The sequence below is a fragment of the Acidaminobacter hydrogenoformans DSM 2784 genome, assembly GCF_900103005.1.
Taxonomy (GTDB): domain Bacteria; phylum Bacillota; class Clostridia; order Peptostreptococcales; family Acidaminobacteraceae; genus Acidaminobacter; species Acidaminobacter hydrogenoformans.
Window position 1 is genome coordinate 59,466 of record NZ_FMWL01000001.1, and the last position, 22,050, is coordinate 81,515.

At 39.8% G+C, this 22,050-nt stretch carries 18 protein-coding genes and 1 riboswitch; of the genes, 1 reads left to right on the plus strand and 17 read right to left on the minus strand.

Annotated features, from left to right (window positions below; genetic code table 11):
* Nucleotide 1: 1 nt before the first annotated feature.
* The 17 genes from BLP63_RS00250 to BLP63_RS00335 form a co-directional block, all read right to left on the minus strand.
* A complete protein-coding gene (locus BLP63_RS00250; RefSeq protein WP_092588884.1) occupies nucleotides 2-298 on the minus strand; it encodes a hypothetical protein in 297 nt (98 codons plus the stop codon).
* Nucleotides 299-375: 77 nt separating this feature from the next.
* Nucleotides 376-672 carry an LbetaH domain-containing protein gene (locus BLP63_RS16775; protein WP_170829199.1) on the minus strand — a complete coding sequence of 99 codons (297 nt, stop codon included), beginning with the start codon at nucleotides 670-672 and terminating at the stop codon, nucleotides 376-378.
* A gap of 537 nt (nucleotides 673-1,209) precedes the next feature.
* Nucleotides 1,210-2,385, minus strand: coding sequence for a Coenzyme F420 hydrogenase/dehydrogenase, beta subunit C-terminal domain (locus BLP63_RS00260; protein WP_092588886.1), 1,176 nt, complete (start codon nucleotides 2,383-2,385; stop codon nucleotides 1,210-1,212).
* 41 nt (nucleotides 2,386-2,426) lie between these two features.
* Nucleotides 2,427-3,938, minus strand: coding sequence for an oligosaccharide flippase family protein (locus tag BLP63_RS00265; protein ID WP_207646384.1), 1,512 nt, complete (start codon nucleotides 3,936-3,938; stop codon nucleotides 2,427-2,429).
* A 37-nt stretch (nucleotides 3,939-3,975) separates the two neighbouring features.
* On the minus strand, nucleotides 3,976-5,157 hold the full coding sequence (locus BLP63_RS00270; RefSeq protein ID WP_170829200.1) for a polysaccharide pyruvyl transferase family protein: 1,182 nt from the start codon (nucleotides 5,155-5,157) through the stop codon (nucleotides 3,976-3,978).
* Between the two features lie 17 nt (nucleotides 5,158-5,174).
* Nucleotides 5,175-6,185, minus strand: a complete 1,011-nt coding sequence (locus BLP63_RS00275) for a glycosyltransferase family 2 protein (RefSeq protein WP_092588888.1) — start codon at nucleotides 6,183-6,185, stop codon at nucleotides 5,175-5,177.
* 170 nt (nucleotides 6,186-6,355) lie between these two features.
* On the minus strand, nucleotides 6,356-7,270 hold the full coding sequence (locus BLP63_RS00280) for a glucosamine inositolphosphorylceramide transferase family protein (protein ID WP_092588889.1): 915 nt from the start codon (nucleotides 7,268-7,270) through the stop codon (nucleotides 6,356-6,358).
* Nucleotides 7,271-7,299: 29 nt separating this feature from the next.
* On the minus strand, nucleotides 7,300-8,496 hold the full coding sequence (locus tag BLP63_RS00285) for an O-antigen ligase family protein (RefSeq protein ID WP_092588890.1): 1,197 nt from the start codon (nucleotides 8,494-8,496) through the stop codon (nucleotides 7,300-7,302).
* Nucleotides 8,462-9,589 carry a glycosyltransferase family 4 protein gene (locus BLP63_RS00290; RefSeq protein ID WP_092588891.1) on the minus strand — a complete coding sequence of 376 codons (1,128 nt, stop codon included), beginning with the start codon at nucleotides 9,587-9,589 and terminating at the stop codon, nucleotides 8,462-8,464. The genes BLP63_RS00285 and BLP63_RS00290 overlap by 35 nt, the downstream gene beginning before the upstream one ends.
* Complete coding sequence (locus BLP63_RS00295) at nucleotides 9,540-10,649, minus strand: glycosyltransferase family 4 protein (protein WP_170829201.1); 1,110 nt, start codon at nucleotides 10,647-10,649, stop codon at nucleotides 9,540-9,542. The genes BLP63_RS00290 and BLP63_RS00295 overlap by 50 nt, the downstream gene beginning before the upstream one ends.
* Nucleotide 10,650: 1 nt before the next feature.
* On the minus strand, nucleotides 10,651-11,793 hold the full coding sequence (gene wecB / locus BLP63_RS00300) for a non-hydrolyzing UDP-N-acetylglucosamine 2-epimerase (protein ID WP_092588893.1): 1,143 nt from the start codon (nucleotides 11,791-11,793) through the stop codon (nucleotides 10,651-10,653).
* Between the two features lie 4 nt (nucleotides 11,794-11,797).
* A complete protein-coding gene (locus tag BLP63_RS00305) occupies nucleotides 11,798-12,907 on the minus strand; it encodes a capsular polysaccharide biosynthesis protein CapF (RefSeq protein WP_092588894.1) in 1,110 nt (369 codons plus the stop codon).
* On the minus strand, nucleotides 12,907-13,926 hold the full coding sequence (locus BLP63_RS00310) for a polysaccharide biosynthesis protein (RefSeq protein ID WP_092588895.1): 1,020 nt from the start codon (nucleotides 13,924-13,926) through the stop codon (nucleotides 12,907-12,909). Before BLP63_RS00310 ends, BLP63_RS00305 begins: the two co-directional genes overlap by 1 nt.
* A 104-nt stretch (nucleotides 13,927-14,030) precedes the next feature.
* On the minus strand, nucleotides 14,031-15,272 hold the full coding sequence (locus BLP63_RS00315) for a glycosyltransferase family 4 protein (protein WP_092588896.1): 1,242 nt from the start codon (nucleotides 15,270-15,272) through the stop codon (nucleotides 14,031-14,033).
* 175 nt (nucleotides 15,273-15,447) lie between these two features.
* On the minus strand, nucleotides 15,448-17,133 hold the full coding sequence (locus tag BLP63_RS16650) for a right-handed parallel beta-helix repeat-containing protein (RefSeq protein ID WP_139159747.1): 1,686 nt from the start codon (nucleotides 17,131-17,133) through the stop codon (nucleotides 15,448-15,450).
* A 519-nt stretch (nucleotides 17,134-17,652) separates the two neighbouring features.
* Nucleotides 17,653-17,728: riboswitch (cyclic di-GMP riboswitch) on the minus strand.
* Nucleotides 17,729-18,034: 306 nt separating this feature from the next.
* Entirely contained in the window at nucleotides 18,035-19,792 is a 1,758-nt protein-coding gene (locus BLP63_RS00330) for a sugar transferase (protein WP_170829202.1), read from the minus strand.
* A 503-nt stretch (nucleotides 19,793-20,295) separates the two neighbouring features.
* Complete coding sequence (locus tag BLP63_RS00335) at nucleotides 20,296-20,865, minus strand: hypothetical protein (protein ID WP_092588900.1); 570 nt, start codon at nucleotides 20,863-20,865, stop codon at nucleotides 20,296-20,298.
* A 664-nt stretch (nucleotides 20,866-21,529) separates the two neighbouring features.
* Here BLP63_RS00335 and BLP63_RS00340 point away from each other — a divergent pair.
* On the plus strand, nucleotides 21,530-21,757 hold the full coding sequence (locus BLP63_RS00340; protein WP_092588901.1) for a hypothetical protein: 228 nt from the start codon (nucleotides 21,530-21,532) through the stop codon (nucleotides 21,755-21,757).
* The last annotated feature ends 293 nt before the right edge of the window (nucleotides 21,758-22,050 follow it).

Consider the following 22,050-nt stretch of genomic DNA (forward strand, 5'->3'; position numbering starts at 1 on the left):
TTTAACCCTCCTCCATCAAGAGATCTGTGATGTAATGGGTTAATGAACTAACAGAATGAAAAGGACTTCTATCTTGGGAAAAAGCTTTGTCGTTGACTATAATGATACTTTTGTCCAGATGTTCACTAATTAGATCCTCAATAATTGCAATCAGCGTGACGAACGAAAGGGAGTCCAGTATACCTTTTGAACCGATCAAATTCAAATCCTCATCAAATAAAATTTGATCATCGGCATCCATTTGAGCGTTCAGTTCCTCGAATGCCTCGGCTATGATTTCTTTGACTCTCTCTTCCATATTCTGCGCCTCCTTAATATTGCTGTCACCTGAGTTATGGCATAACTTGAAAAGCTTTGTTTTTTCAGAATTCTCAGTTAATTCCACTTATGTGTAAGTTCTCGGCTCCAGCTTGTAAGTTTATGTGTTGGAGCGACTTTGACAGTCGCGCTTCCGCTAACAACTGAGAATGGCGACACATCTTCTTTGATGACCGTCTGTGCGTTCACGATACTGCCTTCTCCTATCGTGACACCTCGCAATACCGTCACATTTGAAGTCAGCCAGACGTCATTCTCAATCCTGACCTCTGCGTCATAGTTGATCATCTGCCCATGCCGATCTTTAATCTGATGGTGGTCGCTGTCATAGATGATGATGTTTCTTCCTAACATGATGTTCTCGCCCAACACGATTTTTTTAGAACATATGATCACGGTTCCACAGTTGGCACTAAAAAATCCCGTTTCCAACACTGCGTTTTTTTGGATATCTATCTGAGTATGAAATAGCAACGAAGCTTCCCCATTGACGATCCATTGTGCGTTTTCTGACATCCTCAAATAGGTTTCAGCTTTGGATCCACGAAATTTTGAAGTTCCCAGATGAATTGTTCCTTTGTTAAGATATATTTTTGAACTCTTATCCAAATTGATCACGCAGTTTTTATAAGTCATTAAATAGCATTTTTTCTGACGGATGACACTTTTACAAAAATAGTTATAATAGATATATTTTATCATATCAACTGACGAAAAAATATTTTTCATCTTGGTCAACAAATGGATCATGATATTAGGGCAAGCATCCCTCTGCTTTTAACCCAGGGAAGAGAGGTGAAAGACTTGCCTTTCCTCCTTTCGTCATGTGTCTTTACTTCATCCGTTTTATGAATGATCACCCAATAACACCTCCAGGGGATATTCCACCCTTTATAACCGTCTTTTTTTAAAAAAATTAGAAATACCTTTTGTTAACGATATTGATTTTTTATCCTCTGCGATCTCATCGCAGCGGTTCAAACAACGCTGAATGGACTCAGTGACGCTCATTTCGCTCAACTGATCAAAAAATAATTCACTATTACAACCGGAACTCTCATTATATAGAATGCTTGAATTCCCACTTACCGCCTCATCAATTGTACGCCGTTCCATGTAGATCTCACCTTGTATTTGGTCAAATAAGTCCTTCCCCTTTTCAGAGTTGATCATGACCAAGGAAACGCCCTTAAAAATATCTGCTTTTTTAACGCCGGTAATCCCCCAGAAATCACCCAGTGTAATATCCGAAACCCTTGGCAGAGTCTTGAACTGGCAATAATGACATGAAGGACGGGTAAACAATTGATCTCGCAAATAGCCTTGAACCCACCAGTCATGCTCTCCAGTACGAAAATATTCTTTGCCGTTTTGAAACTTGATTAAGAGTCCCAAACTCTCCCAGCCCGCCTTTTTGTTCTTCATATGGACACTTTCGACTTTTGATTCGTACGCTTCTTCAAGCTCCGCTAAATAGTCGCGGTATATTTTAGGTGAGTTGATCCCTCGACAAATAAAATCAACGGTTATGAGACCAGGATACGATTTCATTAAAAATCTCTGTAATCCAGCGCTATGACACGGCGTTCCGCAAAAAAGAACTTCATAACCCGCATTCAACAGACTCTTAATTTCTTTATACATACCCTTTGTATTGCTCTGCAAATACTTGGATCCAATTATTTTCTCCAGATTTTCGCATGAATTAGTGATCATGTGATAGGCGCCTTTGTAGTCTTCCGTGTACCTACACCCAGCAATATATCCACCTCTGCTTAGGATTCGCTGCGCTAAACCATAAAAAATTCCGCCGGAAGTGCTCTTCAGCCTCACAGAATCGTTTTTCAGCCATGCTGAATAAACCTCAGGATCTTGTTTATCACTTATAAAATGTGACATGCCCGGACAGGTCCGGACGCACAGGCCACATTGAGTGCATTCGTTCTGATCCACTATCGGATACCAGAATCCCTTAGTATCAGCTTCATAGGATATCGCATTTTCGGGACAAAGATCCGCGCACATCATGCAACCGCTACAATGTATTTTCTCAATTTTGTCAATCAAAGCTGTATCCTCCAAGCAGTATTTTCAAACCGGTATTGAAATCATTTTTTAATCATTTTTTTTAAAGGATGGTAAAACAAATTTTTCTCATAGTGATTCATACCCAAAATCCACATCGAGGGCAGATAAACGACTGTGTATGTTATGGCTTTCGCCAGGATCGCAAAAATTCCGACGTTTCCGATGAATTTGCCAAGAATAAAAGAACTGCAAAATGCGATTGTGATTGGGATCGTCATGATTGTTATTTCTTTCCAGAAACGAGGGATGTTCAAATTAATTTTTTTATAATAATAGACATTCATGATCACAGTACTGAGAATAAGGGCCAGGGCGATGCCTGAGGCACACCCCAGGCCGCCGAATCTTTTACCAAGGGGAATGCTCACTAAAATATTCATCAATGCAATGAAAACAAACAAAACCGAGCGGAATCTCTGTTTGTTTTGCGCCTGCAAAATGCCAATACCTGTATTCTGGATCAGAGGAAAGGTGACTGGAATCATGATGAAGCATGCGATAAGAAACGCACGTTCATACCCCGGACCGGCCCATAGATTAATGAAGGACTGTCCAACCAGCAGAAACCCGCCCAAGATATAGCCAATCAGTATGTATTGGATTCTCCCTACCTTTATGAACATCTCCGAAAAATCTTGATCCGTTGCCCCCTTGGCAAACATAGCTGTCAATCTCGGCAGCAGTACCCAGGAAATCGCTGTTGAGAACTCCAAATAATAATTGTTGAGCTGGATCGCCACGGAATAGACCGCCACCGCAACAGTTCCCGATACCACACCCAAAATGAGTTGACCTGCATGCCAGGTCATCCTATCAACTATTAGATTGAGAAATCCATAAAATGAAAATACTGAGATTTCGCTAAGGAGTCCCAGATCGAACTTACCAAAATGAACCTTCACCTTAAGTTTTGTGAGACAATACCACATATTAATCGTGAGCAACCATATATTTAGAACGGTCGCCACAACAACCATGCCTATAGCCCGGTAGCCAAAAATGAGCAGCGGAATCATAATGCACGGACTGATGATAACTTTGATAATGCTGACAACTTTAGAAAACACAAATTCCTCATAGGCAACGACAATTGAATTGAAAATACCCAGAGGAAATGAAACTGCCAGATTAAATGTCATCAACAAGAACAAGATTTTTATTCTTTCAACTTCAATAGCTGTCATTTTTTCAGAAAACATGTACTCTGCGTTCAAATATAAGATGATTCCTGCAACAGCTGCGATAATCCCAATGCATGTGTAAACTATAAAAAATATGCCATTGAGGTTGTATTCATTCTCTTTATCGTCAAGTGTCCGATATATTGCAGTAAATCGGACGACTGCATGGCCTAATCCAAAATCAAGAATTGTTAAATATCCCACAACAGATGCAGCAAGTGAATAGAGGCCAAACTCCGACTGACCCATTTTATATAGAAGGAATGGCGTATAGAGCAAACTGACTAAGGTATTGAGTAAGAGAGACAGTAAGGATAAGGTTACCCCTGCTTTGATCTGATCCTTCTTCAAGATAACCTCACCTCCTTGAAAACCACCTCATCGAAGCCTATAGATCGCGGATGCTTTCGAGCGCATTGAATATGCTTCTTATGGCCACCGCGTTATTGATACTCATTTTTTCTTCTATTTGTTCGTATTCAGCTTCTATCTTATGGATCAATTCAACGAATTTTTCTTTCATTTCATTGTAATTCAAATACCTGACATCAATAATATAATCGCCCAACCCATAACGCCCATCAATGATGCCCCAATATTTGGAACTGTATGAAAGGGCTATGGCAGGAATGACACATTGTATGGAGGAAATCACAGGATGCATCCTGCTGGAAACCACAAATAAGGACTCCTGAATTAAATCCCGAACTTCATATGGGTATAATTCATCTGTTTTAGCCAAAATGCGTTCCGGATACTTCTCATTTAAAAGATTAAAAAGCTCTTTGACAATAACACGATCATCCACGTGTGGCGGCTTCAACACATGAGCAAGCAAAATTAGTTTTTTATCAGGATATCTGTTCAAGATAATATCAGCCATGAAACAGTTGAAATCTATCCAACTGTCCCGGTCACCCTCCTTTGCATACCGATAAATCAATTCACTTGGACAATAAGTTATGTATTGCTTCAGCTTTTCCCTCGCTTTCTGTTTTGATAGTGGCAGAAGAGCGAGATCATCTGTCATGCTGATGTTCTTTAAGCCCATATCCTTTAAATAACTAAATGTGATTTCGTCCCTGGGATAAATCTGGTCCAACCTACCCAAAATGTGCTTCATAAGAGATACTCTGAAAGAATGATAAGGGCCCATGGTCTGTCCTAGTAAAACCACCCTGATGCCTTGCCGCTTTAAAAAACTGAACCTCAAAGCGTTGATCACAGGATCTTTCCAACCATAGTCCTCAGTAAAATCATCACCACCAAGAACAACCACCAGGTCAATTTTCCTGGCAAAATCAGAAACCAAATTTATAAATCTCATCTCAGAAAGCAAATAATCGTATTTATTAAGCGGTCTTATGAATAGTGAGTTAACAGCAGTAGGGTATATTTCCTCTATTCCGGTGGCAGTTCTTAGCCTTTGGATATTTATGTCATCTTCTGTTTCAACATAGTAATGGTGAGATGCATTAGTCACCTCATTGAAATATCTGATAAAGTTTTCGCCCATCATCATAGAGCCATAGTTGAAGGTATTTGAACAGTGGCAAACATAAATATTCACATCCCGCACCTTCTTCCTTATCCCGAGATTCTTCGCTTTAGAATGACTGTATTTGCGTAAAGATTCGGCGAAATCAGATAAAGAACACATTTGATCCAGATCTTTTTCTTTTCTCTGCTGTAGGATCGGAGCGACTTGGTGATACCAGGTATTAACTCTGGATATCTTTTGTCTATTTCGTCCAAAAGGGACCCAATCTCTGTATCCACCATACACGAATCCAAGATGTTGAAAAAGTTTTCCGTCAACTCCTGATTCTTGATAAGAGCTGCTATTCTGATCAACTCCGCGTTATGACTCTCCTCGAGATAATAGCATGCCCGTTTTAGCGCATCTAAAGCATCGAACTTATTGAGATGACCGCTGGTGCTTATTGAGCCCTTACGTTGAACGTAAAAAGCCAAGACCTCATTCAAAAATATGACACTGCTTGCTTTCGAAAGCGCCTTGATTGTGAATTCTTGATCCTCTCCGTTTGTGCAGCCGACCGTATAGAAAAGTGGACAGCTCTCAAGGAGCTGCTTTCGAAATGCCGCACTGCCAGTACAGATCCATAGGGTTCTGGACAAAAAAATCTTTTCCAAAGTCTTAATTCCATCCATTTTTTCTAAAATATGTTCAAATTTATTAAAATACTTCTCTAATGACAAGCCACGCTCATCAACCAAATCATATCCCCAGCATAATACATCAGGCTTCTGATTTTTCAATACTGAATAGATACTCTTAACCAAATAGTCTGCAATGTAATCATCCCCATCCAAAAAAAGGATATAATCTCCCGACGACTCCAACAGTCCAGTGTTTCTCGCATCGCTGACTCCGCCGTTTTTCTTTGAAATGATCTTGAATTCACCTTGAAAATTACCCCGCAGTGTTTCTTGAATGACTTCAAGCGTTCCATCATTCGAACCATCATTGACGACAATCAATTCAAACCGCTGCTCCGTTTGATCGAGCACAGACCTTAAGGTTTTTGCAATATATGCCTCGACATTGTATGCACTGATCACGATACTGAGCTTCATTTTGATCCTTCTTTCCGAAAATCTTCCGCTCTGTAATGGTATATGTGGTTTTTGCCTTTTTCAGCATATTGAGACTTACCGTATGCTCACGGATATTATGACAGAAAACTTTAATTGAAAAGCCTCCTGTAAAGATATCTTTGCCCCAATCTAATATCGAGTCCGTGATATTAATGTCGAGACCTTAATGTTTTCTTAATCACAGAATACAACCTTGGCAGCATCTCCAATGTTCGATTGATACTGAATCCGTTTATTTCAACATCAATCACTTCCCAATTTTCAGAACGGTTGTATGTGTGCACTCCGGTTACTCTTACATTTTTATCGAGCTTCAGATCTTTTACGCCGATCACTTTATATTCCTTTTCTTCGTAGGCATCCTCAGTGAACTTCAAAATTTCATTGAAAATTATAGCCTCACCATAAACTCTTGTGTTCAATTGAGACGGCCGAAACCAGACGCCATTGAGTTTAAACAGATTCCCCGCCGGTCTCTTCCGGCCATTCGGATCATCAATTCTTGCTATGATCTTATTTGACGCTTCTGTTAAATTGAGAATCATCAATTCTCCCCTGTTGAAGATCTGCCAAATGTAAGTCAAGAGTGTCAAATTACCGGCTGTAATACTGTAAACCGTATTGTCCACCACCGCAATTTGATTCAAGATCACTTTTTCCTTTTCCCATTGATATGGGAAATCGACAGCACGATATCTTGCAATTTCATTCGCATCCTTTGTTTCCGGTATAAGGTACCAGTTTTCATTCTCTTTAAAAACGCATGGGTATGACAAGTGATGTGACTCCTCAATGACAATACGAATTTCCCCAATCCCATCGCCGAAAATTTCCCTGCAGCCTAACAGACCTTTCCTCTTATAACGATCAAATGCTTCAAAGAAAACAAAGGTTCTCCCACCCTCTTCGACTACAAAAGGATCAGCACACCAGTATCGGAACGCATTGCCGAGAACTGTATAAGGAGGCGTATTGAAATCCCATGGGGCTCCCTCAGTTTTTCTTCGGTAGGCAATAGCCCATTCAGATACCTTGACTTTTAATGCCATATTCCTAAGATTCATAGCGACCCTCTGCTTTCATAGGAAATACGTTAACTTTTTTCCACCACGTTCTTTTTTGTGGAAATAGTCAATAAACACATCATGAAAATGAGCCAAATCAGTTTAAAATATGAATATGCTGTCAAGGTTAGCATAGCCGTAAAAGCCCCTGCCATCCCTCCAATAAAGATCGGTCCGTTTTGAAAAGCTTTTCGTACCAACTCAATAAGGAAATTGACAAATAGAATTAATCCCAAAATCCCACCATCCATTAAGGCTTGCAGGAAGTGATTGTGCATGGTATCTCTCATGAAGGTAATGCCGAATGGACCATATCCCAAAAAAACTCTCATTGTTCCGGAAAAAATATCGTTCAATGCCATCATCCAAATATCTGTCCGCCCGCTGCCTCTGTCCTCCAACATCGATTTTAACTGAAACCGTTCCAGAACCGGCTGAGGTAAATTCGGTAAAAACAGATATTGAAAAGCCAAAATTAAAACTGCCGTGAGGAGTACGAGAAGTATGACTTTCTTCAATGAAATTGATGTGGAAACGATCCAGGAAGTTGCCACGACTGCAACTCCAGATAATAACCCACCTCGTGATCCCGTCATAAGAATGCAATAAAATATCGCCAGAATAATAGTGATGTAGCAAATCATCTTAATCTTAGATGGGCGATTGAACAAACGAACCATGAGAATCGCCAATGTCATGAAAAAGTAAGCACAAAACTCATTTGGATCTGCGGTTCCAGATCTCAACAAAATTGTGGTTCTTCCCCCATAATCATATTGTTGCCCGGCACCGCCAAAAAAAAGCAGCAAGCAAATGAGGGAAACCAGGATCCAGGCAAATTCAATAGTCCGAATGTCGTCATCATGCAACTCAATCTGAGTTAAAACAAAGGATATTATTAAGACCTGTAACAGACCGATAGCTGTTGAAAGGCTTGATTCAAAATTGCTTGACCAAAAGATACTGATGAATGTATATGCCACGTAAGCCGCCCATGCGACAAACAACCGATTGTTGTATTTAATGGCTATATTATCGCTGTAAAGAAGAGCTAAACTTGTCGTCAATATGGCGATACTGCTCATTTTCATAGCAGATCCGATTAAAGGAATTTCGACCATGTTCAACGGTACGATCAGAATATAAATAAAAATAAGATAAACATGAAGCTTATGCTTCATTGTGCTGATTTCATCCGATTGGACCGCTCTGTTCAATATTGACATGAGCATCATCCCCATCATATAGCTTTTCATACTGTTTAACGCATTTCATAATGTCCAGTTCCAGCGCCCGTTTTCTTGAGGCTTTACCCATTTCTTGCCTTAGCTCCACATTTTCGATCAGTTTTATCATGGATTGTGATAACGCTTCCACATCACCAACCGGCGACAGCAATCCATTGATCCCATCCTTGACAATGTCCACGACCCCCCCGGCCTTCGTAGTGATAATAGGAAGTTCGCACGCCATAGCCTCAAGTACGGATAAAGGCAGTCCTTCCGTATCAGATGACATAACATAAATATCGGCTTTATTCAAATAATTAGCGACACTATCAGAAATGCCCAAAATATGGATTTTGTTCTGCAAACCATACCCGGAAATTTGCAGTTCAAGCTCGCGTCTCAGTTCTCCATCCCCAATAATTGTCAGATGTATGTTTGGATGGTGGACTTCCGCTTTGGCAAAGGCTTCAATCATTAACTTGTGATTTTTGATTTGATATAAGATTCCGGTCGTTACAAATTCAACCTCAGCTTTCGGATTTGATCTGAATTTTGCCTGAAATAGTTGAGTGTCCACACCATTATATATGCAAGTTATTTTATCAAATGGGATTTTGTAGTCAGTTGAGATGGTACTTCTGACGAATTCGCAAATTGCTACAGGCTTGAATTTCAATATTTTAAAGGCAACACTGTGCAATAATTTTTTAAACCCTTGTCCACTTAAACTCGCTACATTATGAAAGGTAAATATTCTTGTCTCCGTCGCGAAAGCCGCTGCGAAAAACATGATATAAAGTAAGGAATTAAGATTGGCATGAACGATATCCGGTCTTTTAGCGCGAAATAATCTGTAAATGTTTCCAGCGGTGTGAAGTTTGTTGTCTCCCTTCAAATCAACAATTTCAATTTGATGCTCATTCAGAACAGACAGAAACCGATTGGGTGTGACCCCTTCAGGGAAAATTCCTGAAACAGCGCCCACATATACCTGGTACTTCTCTGGATCCAGATATACTGCAAGGTCTACAACAAATTTCTCAGCGCCGCCTGTTGTCAGTGTCGGAATAAACAAGATCACTCTTTTCATCAGAAGCACCTCTCGAACCTTTTCCGTACAGTTCAAACAAACGGTCCATTATCAAATCGATCCCATAAGTTTGTTGGACTTTCTGCTTGTTCCAGAGGGACATTTCTATCCTTGTTGATTTATTCTGCAAGAACCTAATGGCCTCTGCCGCGGCAGCTGCATCATTTACCGGAATGAGTACGCCACCGCTTTTTTCGATCATATCAGGAACGGCTCCCACTGGAGTTGACACTATCGGAAGTCCACATGCCATCGCCTCAAGCACAACGATTGGGAATCCTTCTGTGTGTGAGGGAAAGATAAACAAATCCGCTGCTAACATTTCACTGATAACTTGTTCTTTCGAAACCTCTCCAATCAAATACAGATTGTCCGGCCTGTCCATTTTTTTAAATGCTTCATCGACAAACCCCAGTAAAGAAAACTGTATTCCCGGAAATAGTTTTGCGACCTGGTAGATCACATCGCTGCCCTTTGCCTCTTCAACGTGCCCCACATACAAAATTTTATTGATAGAATCCGGAATCTCTTTAACGTTCGTCGTTCGATTAAAAACCTCTTCAGAAACAAAATTCGGCAGATTGATACTTGTCTTGCCACAATGCTCCAAAACAAATTGCTTCGACTCTGTATTCAAAGTCAGTACAACGTCAGAGAAGCTTACAAGCCGCCTGAATAAGAACAGCCGCCACCCCCCTTTTATCCAATGGGGGATATTGCAATGAAAATGAGTAACCAGCCTAATCCTTTCATGCCTGATCGCTTTTGCGCAGAAGTAGTCCCTTATCAAGCCAAGTCTCCCGCATGCGCTGTTCAAATGAACAAGCTCAATCCTATTTGCTTTTAATGCCTTTTTTAGATCCAATAAAATATGGCGCGTTCGCTTCAACTCTTCAAAATAATGAAGTTGATTAAAATTTTTAATCCGCGCCCCAATCACAGCTTCATTAACGACATGAATTTGATGCTCTGAAGCTCTATGACTATTGAGGTAACCTTCAGTCCAGCTGGCAATTCCTCCAGGTGGAGGCGGCAACGGAGAGATCAGAAGTATATTCACTTCACCCTCCCCCATTCTTCTTCGATTGCCAAACAACACGGTTCACATAATCAGTATAGGATAGGATGATCCTAAGGACTTTCTCCGAAACATTTGGCATGCAGTAATCTTCAACAGGCCTCAGCGTCTCTTTTCCTTGCTGTTCAAGCACCATTAAACCTTGAAGGATTCTTTCCTTTCGAAGACCAACCATCATCACCGACGCTTCCTCCATTGCTTCCGGCCGCTCATGAGCCTGTCGAATATTCAATGCCGGAAATTTTAAAATGCTGGATTCTTCACTGATGGTACCGCTGTCACTGAGTACCGCTTTAGCTCCCAATTGAAGCCTTATATAATCGATAAAACCCAGTGGCTTTAAGAGGACAATATGCGAATCAAATGAGGTGTGCCGGTCTTCGATCAACCTTCGTGTTCTGGGATGTGTGCTGACAATGACAGGTATTCTAAACCTATCTGCGATCGCGTTCAAGCTTTCCACAAGATCAGAAAAGTTTTCGTCTGAATTGACGTTTTCCTCCCTATGTGCCGATACCACAAAGTATTGATCTTCCACGAGATTCAGTTTATTTAGAATATTGGATTTCCCTATTGACTCCAAGTTCGATTGGATGACCTCGAACATGGGACTACCTGTCTTGATTATCCGATCCGCAGGAATCCCTTCTTTCAGCAGATATTCTCGGGCTATGTCACTATATGTCAGATTGATGTCGGCGATATGATCCACAATCCTGCGATTTGTCTCTTCCGGGACTCTCTGGTCAAAGCACCTGTTTCCCGCTTCCATATGAAAAATTGGGATATGCCTGCGTTTGGCCGCAATCGCGCACAAGCAGCTGTTGGTATCTCCTAATACGAGAAAGGCCTCTGGCTTAACTTCTTCAAGGACTTGGTCTATTCGAATCAAAATTTTCCCAATAGTTTCCACAGCCGTACCGGAAGCTGCGTCCAGGAAATAATCCGGTTTTTTTATTGTCAGATCTTTGAAGAAAATATCGTTCAACTCAAAGTCAAAATTTTGTCCGGTATGAACCAAGGTATGATCAATTACCTCCGAGGCATCCATCTTGTTGATCACCGCAGACAGCCTGATAATTTCAGGCCTGGTTCCTACGACCGTCATGACCTTCAGTTTTTTCATATCGCTAGACCTCCATGAAAAAGGTATCCGGTTTATCCGGATTATAGGGTTCATTGGCCCACATGATGGTGACCATGTCAATGCCGCCAAGATTTTCAATGTGATGCGTATAGCCGGGCGGTATGTCAAAAACCTCAAGAATATCTCCACTTACCGGATATTCGAGGATCTCTTCAGAATCGATTCGACGAAATCGAATCACACCTTTGCCACTTACTACGAGAAATTTCTCTGTTTTGGTGTTATGCCAATGATTTCCTTTTACTATTCCAGGCTTGGAAATGTTTACTGAAACCTGCCCGCATTCCAAGCTCCGAATGAATTCAGTAAATGATCCTCTATGATCTTCGTTCATTTTCAGCGGATAACTGAACTGATCCTGAGGAAGATAACTCAAATAGGTACTATAGAGTTTTTTAGTAAATTTTTCAGACATATCTGGAACACAAAGATTTTTCCTGCCCTCCTTGAAAGCGTATAACTGCTTGACGATATCTCCGAGTTTTATCGAGTATGATACAGGCACCTCACAGAACCTGCCATTCCTATTGCATTTGCCGTTTAAAGCAAGAATCAATTCCTGGATCACATCATCTATGTAAACAAGGTTCATGATAACTTCGGGATCATTCACCTGCACAGGGAGATCACTCGCTATATTATGACAAAAGGTTGCAACAGCGCTGTTATAGTTTGGCCTGCACCACTTCCCAAAAACATTCGGGAAGCGGTAGACCAGAACATTTGCGCCTGTTTCAGCGCCGTATTCAAACAGCAAATTCTCCCCTGCTCTTTTACTCCGTCCATAAGGGTTGTCCAATTTGGCTTGAATAGATGACGCCAGCATGACAGGACAAAGATTACGCTGTTTTTTTAATGTCTCCAATAAGAGAGATGTAAACCCAAAATTGCCTTTCATATATTCCTTCGGATCCTGCGGACGATTAATACCTGCCAGGTGGAAAACAAATTCCGCTTCTTGGCAATACTTCCCCAGCAGATCAGGCTCCGTTTCTAAATTATACTCAAGAATGTGAAATTCAGTGAAATTTCTTAATTCAGCAATAAGATTTTTCCCAATAAACCCTTTGGATCCTGTTATCAGTATCATCATCACAGATCCCAACCTTTTAACTCATTCCGCACATACTCCAGTGTTAGGAGCTTTTCTTTGACCTTTTCCATATTCAGTCTTTCAGTATTGTCAGAAGTATATTCCTGGGCATTTGTAAGTTTCTGGCTTCCTTTAATAAAATACTTGTCATAATTTAAATCCCGGGTGTCGGCAGGCACTCTGAAGTAGTTCCCGAGATCTTCGGCAACCAAGTGCTCTTCTCTGGTCAGCAGAGTTTCAGAAGTTTTTTCACCGTGTCGCGTTCCGATCACCTGAATGTCATTATCGGCCTTAAAGAGTTCTTTCAGTGCTTGAGCCAGATCGCCAATTGTTGATGCAGGAGACTTCTGCACCATGATGTCCCCCGCTTTTGAATTTTCAAAAGCAAAAATAACCAACTCAACAGCTTCTTCAAGGCTCATCAGGAATCTCGTCATGTTCGGATCCGTCACGGTTAAACTTTGTCCACTTTTTATCTGGTCGATGAACAGTGGAATGACTGATCCCCGGGATGCCATCACATTTCCATAGCGAGTGCCGCAGATTAATGTCCTTTCCGGATCAACTGTTTTTGACTTCGCCACAAAGACCCTCTCCATCATGGCTTTCGAAATTCCCATTGCATTGATTGGATAGGCTGCTTTATCCGTCGATAAGCAGATGACTTTTTTAACACCAGATTCTATGGCTGCAGTGAGAACATTATCCGTACCGATCACATTGGTCTTAACCGCCTCCATGGGGAAAAATTCGCAGGAAGGAACTTGCTTGAGCGCTGCCGCCTGAAAGATGAAATCCACCCCAGATATGGCAGACTTTATCGATTGCAAATCGCGGATGTCCCCGATATAAAATTTAATTTTGTCATTTTTATAGTGCTTCCTCATGTCGTCCTGTTTTTTTTCGTCACGTGAAAAAATACGTATTTCCCTAATGTCGGTATTCAGAAATCGCTTCAATACTGCATTTCCAAAGGAACCTGTTCCGCCTGTGATCATTAGTACTTTGTCTCTGAACATCACAACTTCACCCCTCAAAACACGAAAACCCATTAATTTAAATGACGACAATAATAAACAAACGTTATAATCTGATAATTATCGAATAAGATCGCCGTACCAATTTATTTTTTTCTTGCTTTCCCAGCCACCTCTGACAATAAATTAAAATAATTCATAGTCGCACTTTCGCGCGACAGTTTTTTTTCTGCGTATAGCCTGCCGTTCCTCCCGAATTCTCCCAATTCAGCCTGTTCTCTATACAGTCTAATGATCTGACGAGCGAGTTCATAATAGTCTCCTGGCTTTATTACAATCCCTGAATGGGTTTCACGAATAGTATTGCAAATTTCCGTGTTTTCCTCCGCTGTGCAGATCAGTGGCTGGGAGGCAGACATCATAGCCCAGGTCTTTGAAGGCATAGCATATCCACTCATTTCCTTTTTAAGGGTTATCAGACCTATATCACCTAGGCTGTAAACATAAGCAGAATCTTTTTCAGGCCTCAACGGGAATACATAGATATTATTTATGTTCTCCTCTTTAATGCGCTTCATGATATGTTCCTTATAAACGCCACTTCCGATAATAATATATTTTATTTCAAACTGTGATGTTAACGTGACTTTCGCACAAGCCAGTATGATATCAATGTCTTGAGCATACCCAAGATTTCCGCAATATGAAACATAGAACCCTTTTTTCTCAAGCTTATATTCATCAAATAGAGGATTTTCTTCTCTTGGGATATATTTCAACTCTTCTGTATCAATCCAATTTCCAATAACAGTAATCTTGTTACTGTCTATTTTCTTCACCATCAGATTTCTTTTCATATCTTTTGAAATTGTCACGATATGAGTATTGTTTTTATATATATATGCTTCCATAATTGAAAACAATTTGAAAATAAGACTGTTTTTCTTAATCATTCCCTGAGCCGATAAGTTGTCTGGAAAAATATCCTGGAGACAATAGACTGTAGGCACCTTTTTTGACAGCCATGCGCCAATCATGCCCATCGAAGGCGGCGTGCTGTAGAGATAGATCACATCGGCAGAAACTTTCTTTGATGTACTGTAAAAGACAAATGTTTTAGCAAGATACTTGAAACCTCTACTAGCCAAACTATTGCCTTCCCCGCTTTTGCTTCCAACGCGCATAATCTTGATATTCTTTGAAAGCTGTTCCACTTCTTTATGATAGTATTTCTTTCTTTCAATTGGATCCAACCCTCGAATGGGAAATCCTGTGACAATGGTCACTTGAGCGCCATACTTCTCAAAGTCAAAGGCCAAATCTTCCATTAAATGAATAATCGCGGTTATCTCTGGTTTAAAATAAGGTATGACCATTAAAATATTCATGCTTCATCCATCATCCTTCGCTGATAATTTATCCGGCTATTCGATGGCTCTCGAATTCACGTATCATGGTCAAATCTTGAGAATCTGTTATTTCATTATGTTCCCCTTATTATTAAAACAAAACAGCGAGATGAATATTTTCACCTCGCTGTGTATGTTTGTATAAGTATACTGTTTACTTATTGCCGCTTACTGTCCAACCACCTGTGCCCTTTTCGAAAGCTACGTTGTTGAGTCCGTTAGCAAAAGTATTATTCTGCAAATAACAGTTTGTTGCATATCCGGTACCAACTCTTACTCTGGCATCCCAGTATCTTACTCCAATATGCGTATTGTCACGGTAGGTCATATTGGATAGTGGCCATTGAGATCCCTCAGGAATATTGGCCCATTCAATCAACAACCCATAATCCGTTCCTTCAATTGAGTTTCCATAAACGTTGATGTTTGTCATCCCTTGACCGCCACTTGCTACTTCATTGCTGATCATAATACCTGTAGTTGGTGATCCACCAGCGATGTCTTTAATGGTATTGTTATAGATTTCAATATTAGATTGTGCTGTTCCAAAACAGTCCAGGTAGATCGCCGGGCAACCCCATTGATATTTGTCATCAAAACTATGAATGTAGTTTGAATAGATTTTTCCGTTTTTACTGCCGTCCTTCAAGTCAATAACTTCTTTTCTATTTTTAAACAATTCATTGTTCTTAATTTCAAAGCCATCCACCGAAGATAAAGTCAACGCTTCCTGATCCATACCTGTATTTGCATTCGTAATAGTGCATCCATCAATTACAATATTTTTGCCGCTATTAAACCCTATCCCACTCGCAAACGTCGTGTCGGTATCACAGTTCAAAATAGTGATATCATGTGCGCCCAGACTATAATTGCCAGGTGAAGCAGCGGACATATCCCCAATGCCCTGATATGTTGAGTTCTTAACACTCAGGCCAATAATGGTTATGTATCCTTGACGGTTTAAGTTGAAAGGTATTCCTTTGCTTTGAGCATCAATTGTTACTTTTTCTCCATTGAAGGCTGCGAATGTGATCGTTTTTCCGCTTGCTCCAGATACATTTACATTGACGGCCTCGAAATAAGTCCCGCCCTTGATATAAACTGTAGCCCCAGCTGCAACCGTATTGGCTGCCTTTTGGATTGTTCTCCAAGGTGCCGATGCAGTGCCTGCGTTGGAATCATTGCCGCTTGTTGAAACGTAGTAGGCATTTGCGACAATAGGTGTTGAAACAGAAGATGTCGTTGTGGTCGTCGTTGGTGACGTGGTCGTCGTAGTAGATGGTGACGTCGTTGTGGTCGTTGGTGATGTCGTAGTTGTTGTTGGTGACGTCGTCGTAGTCGTTGGTGATGTCGTTGATGTTGTTGGAGATGTCGTCGTGGTTGTGGTTGGTGGTGTCGTTAAAGTCATTGTTGTCGCCGGTACGTTTACCGTGTTGCTTTGAGTCGCATAAGCAGTATTTCTCGTTAAAGAAAATGTGACTGTTCCTGATTTTGAAGTGCTTCCGTAAACAATTGTGGTACCCTGTACATTAGGATTGGTTGAAGAGATCACTTTTACAGTGACGTTCTTAGTAACTCGATCGACAATGTTTTGAGCCATAATTTGAATGTTCGTATCGATCTTCTCTACAGGCGATAAAGCTCCCACATTATTTAGAGCTTTTGCCGCCTTTGAGACCATAAATTGATCAATCCGGTCTAATCGGCTTGATGTTCTGGTATCAGCTGCATACGCCGGCAAAAAAGTAACGATCAGCAAAACCGCTACGAGAAAAAGTACCCACTTATGATGCTTTCTCCTAAATGTCGTTGGCTTAAATTCTCTCTTATCATTCATACTATTTTTCTCCTAAACATAAATTTTATATACTTCCTGATCTTTTCGTGATGCTAAATTAGAGTTCAAAATCTTGAATCTATATCAATACAATTATCCCATGGTGCTAATGTCAAATAAGGATAACCATATAGTTTTATATCTGGTTTTAACGCTCGCGCTTTCAAACCTATACAGCGGGGAATGATCTTAAGTGTCAAACTGCGTTTTCATTTAGTGCTGTGCATTCTTACTTGACTATCATAAACTGAAAGCATTTTGACCATTATAATTTTTTGGCATTCATTATGTCAACCTTTGTGTCAGCTTTGTAACCCTATTGGATAATCATGGATTAATAACAACCCTATGAATTTTTTTAAAATTGATCATATCCTTCCAAACAACTTTCCACAATCATTTAACAGCCGGGTATGACAGTCATGCGTCTGTAGATCATAACGAATATCTCTCAAGCGCAGTATTAACTCATGTCATCAAACTTAGGCTCAGGATAAAAAAACACAAAAAAACTCCCCTTTCGGTAGCTGGCTGCCATATAACAGGCCCTTTAGCTTTGCGTCCCAGCCTTTCGACTGGTTTGCCTTTGTCGGTGGAAAGTCGTTGAAACCACCTATATTAATTTACCTGCATGTTAACATAAAACCATAAAAAGCACAATATTTTTTTGCCAAGATGATTTCTGATTCTAGTGCTTATACAGTAATAATTGCTGAAACAATTCAATAATAGCCAAACTGGATAGTTTGCTTTTCATCCATTTTGGGGTTTTGTGATAACTCTAACTTGACCCCAGCAACTATGATATAGACAATCATGATTCCAAAGGACATGATTGTCTATATCACACAACAACACCAAAATAAAGATAACGAAAGATGATAAAATGCAGTAAGCTTCCTCATTCAATCCGATCAAAATCATCAATTTCTATCAATTCTTCACATTCCAATTCTTTATAGAGCAAGTAAGCCACTTTTACTCTTTTATACGTGAACACAATCTTTCCTGTTGCTGTTTGAAATCTCTGATTATCCACCATACCCTGAATCTCAATGACTGATCCTTTAGGGACCGGTTCCTCCTCAACAGTGAACAGGTTTTCAATTGGTATTTGAGATTGATTTTTAATAACCGTTGTGACGATATGATCATTCCTGACAATGTGATCATATCTGCAAAAGGTTGCACCCAATACAACAAGAATGCACAGGCAAACAAATAATACCTCTCTGATGGTGATATAAGATCCCATCACTTTTTTTGCTTCATACAATTTTCCCACAGCGAGTTGCTCAATATTTAAATCATCTTGTGAACTATTATTTATGAATCCTTCAGCTCTCTCTCTCTTAAAAACAACTTTGAATGTAAGTAAAAGTATTTTGAGATCCAATAATACGGAATAGTTTATAATGTACATCAGGTCAAATTTAATCTTATTTTCTGCAGAGGTCGTATAGTTCCCCGTGACTTGCGCAAGTCCAGTAATGCCAGGTTTCACAGATAGACGGTGAGAATATTCCGGATATTTTTCACTGAACACTTTTACAAAAACAGGTCTTTCCGGTCTTGGTCCTACAACTGACATGCTTCCCTCCAAGACGTTAAAAAACTGGGGGATTTCGTCAATGCGGGTCAAACGTATGATGCGGCCCACTTTTGTGATCCGAGGGTCATTTTCCTCCGCGAAGACGGCACCACAGTACTTTTCTGCGTCCACCACCATGCTGCGGAATTTAATCACATTGAAAGTCCGCCCTTGTAACCCACATCTTTCCTGTTTATAAAAAACCGGTCCGCCATCATCCATTTTAATGCCGATAATGACCAGCAACATAATTGGCGATGTGACAATCAGAGCCAAAACTGAAATGATTATGTCCGCTACTCTCTTAATCAGGCTTTGAGCTTCACTAAATTGAAAACTTCCTATTTCAAAAACAGGTGTATCCCCAATTTGAGTCATACTGGAATTTCTGACAATGATTTCGAAAATCTCAGGCACCAGAAATACCCTTTTGTTTTCCATATCACAGTATGCAATAACCTTCTTTTTAATATCAGGCGTCACGCAACCGGTCAAATAAATATTATGGCTTTGATCCACATATTCTTTGAGCTTCGGATCCTCTGACAAAGCAATCATAAGTCTTCCCTTGCACTGTCTTTTCATGTCTTTTATTATAACATTTGAGTTAATATCTTGAACTATCACGAGATTTGTGCAATCATATAAACTCTTTTTCATAAGCAGACTTACAAAAAATTTGATCATTACTAACACCATGAACTGGAGTACATACGCTACAATAAAATAGTAAATTGTCACGATTTTTCCTTTTAAAAAATATAGCAGCAGAAGCAAAATAGTATTGACCAAAAGACTTGAATAGAGAATTTTTCTAACTGCTACCGCATATGACATCTCAATAACCCGAAAAAATTTATAATAACTTAACAAAGCAATTATAAGACCAGACATAACAAAATAATTTACATGTGATGTAAACAACCCAAAAGGAAAGAAAGACCGGTAGATCAGCACGCCGGAAAGCCCATATGACAATATCAGCAAAATGTACACCAGTGTGCATTCCATCAACTGTATTTTAAAGAGCCGACTATGAGATTTTTTTTTCAAGTGATCTTTTCGCATACAAGTCCCCCACTTTGAAATAATGATCCAATTGGGTCTTCGCAGATAGTGCCGGATGATAAGCAGCATTTTCATAATGTTAAGACTACCCAACATCCAGTAATGGCAATTCCCTGCCAGATGCACAATACTTTTGCGCTAAGCCTTCTGCAACAATGTGAGAGCTCTGGTTAACATTTCAATGATTTGTCTATTAATACCCATTTTATTTATGAAATTTCCTTGTTTTGATAGCTACATATAAATTTCACCGGAACAAGAATCTGTTCGAGTTTTGTAATACCAAAATAAAACTAAATCGCTGAAATGGCTAATTACTAGACATTTCAGCGATATTTTGTTTAATAACACTACACTCAAGAACAATACTGACAGGTCGTCGTCAATCTGATTTTCATCAGTAATTTGATAAATGGAATCAACTTTTCATCAACTTCTACACTCAATGAAAGTGTCTTTATTATCCTAACTCCCATACTATTAAATCTACTTTCGTTTCAATTCTAAAATTCAGCCGGAAAAATTTTTGACCAGTTGGCGCCAACAAATTGTGCCTCGCTATCACCACATCCAGACCAAGCGGTCTCTTCTTGAACGATACATCCGCAACCGCCAACTCTGAACATAACTGCATGAGCCGCAAAGAATTCAATTTCCTGGCTGCCGGTATAAGTGAAGCTAACTACCTTCACATGATCTTCAGGATCGAAACTCATTTTGGCTGAGAATTTACCTGGAATGAGCCCACCTGAGTTACTGATTAATGCAATTTCGTCATCGCCAATGCCTTCAAAATGAATCTCAGAGAAATACCAATCCAAATAAGCTGGAATAAAGTAGGTGACTCGGAATACATCTTCTTCAATTGGCTCAATTCTGACTTCACCTACATAAATATGCTGTCCTGCGTAAAGATTAGCAACTAGTTCCGGCCATGCATCATTAACGTCACCAAATGTAATTTCACCAAATGAGTCGAGACCCAGCCTTTCTGGTTTAGCTGCGAAAACTGATGTTGAAAACAGAAGCAGAATCATGACCAGAGCAAGTGATTTGAATAAAGTTCTGTTCATCTTTCCTCTCTCCATTCTTCAATAAAATATGGTCTATGTCTTAACGTCGCCATGCTGTTCTTGAGAGTAGGTTCACACTTTTAAAGCGTTTAATTCAACGAGGTTAACCAAAAGCAGAATTATGAATTCATAAAACCTCCCCTTTATATGAGTTGTCCTATTAAACCTGATAATATTGTTAAATGGTTAGATTTGATTAGAATCTAAGAAGTCAGTATAATTATACCCAAGACGATTATTTTTCAAACTTTGCAGCTTGAGATTTTGTATTAAAAACTAAACATTCCAATTTCTGCAGATCCGCGTTCCAACTCATATTCCGCCTAACTAAAATTTCAGCAAAAAAATATTTTAGAATTACCAAATATTACAAAAAGGATTTTGAAAATTCTCCTCGAATAAGAGAATAAAGATCAGTTATTCGTAGTGAAATACTCTCAGAGATTGTAGTAAAGGCATTTGAACGTTATGGTATTAAGTTGGGGAACATCAACTTTGATACAACGTCGAAAATAATGTGGGGAAGATACGAGATCGAGCCGCTGAAATCAGAAAGCGCTTTAAAACGGCTGCAGCAGAATTTTTCTACATTTCAGACTGTGCGGCTTTTACTTAAAAGTTTTTAGAAAAGGCCAATCTGCTCAAGATTAAGATCATCACGCGCATGCCGGATCAAGTGAATGAAACTAAAGCTGCTATTGAGTATGCGGCCCGCAACCTTGGGCATATGCGCAAGATTGAAATACCAACATCAACTGAACCCGCCGTTTACTACATCAGTGAAGATACCTGCTCCTATTATGACACCGATCTCAAAATGGCGATTTGCTACTCAAAAATCTTGAAAGTACCAAACGTAAAACGATTGAAAAAAGAGTCGATAAGGAACTGATCGGGATGGAGAAGCTTATCAAGTAAATGGATAAGCGTTCATTTGCTTGCCAAGAAGATGCACAACTCGAAATAGAAAAACTAAAAAATAAGAACTATCCAAGGTTAAATATCACAATGTTGAGATTGGTGTCGATGAAGTCCAAGTTAAACGACGCGGGAGGCCAATCAAGACACCTCAAAATGACGCGGTTAAATCCTCATACGATTTAATATCAAGATTCATAAGGATATGGAAAGCGTTGAAAATACTATTACGAAAGAGTGTATCTTCGTGGTAGTATCAAACGAGCT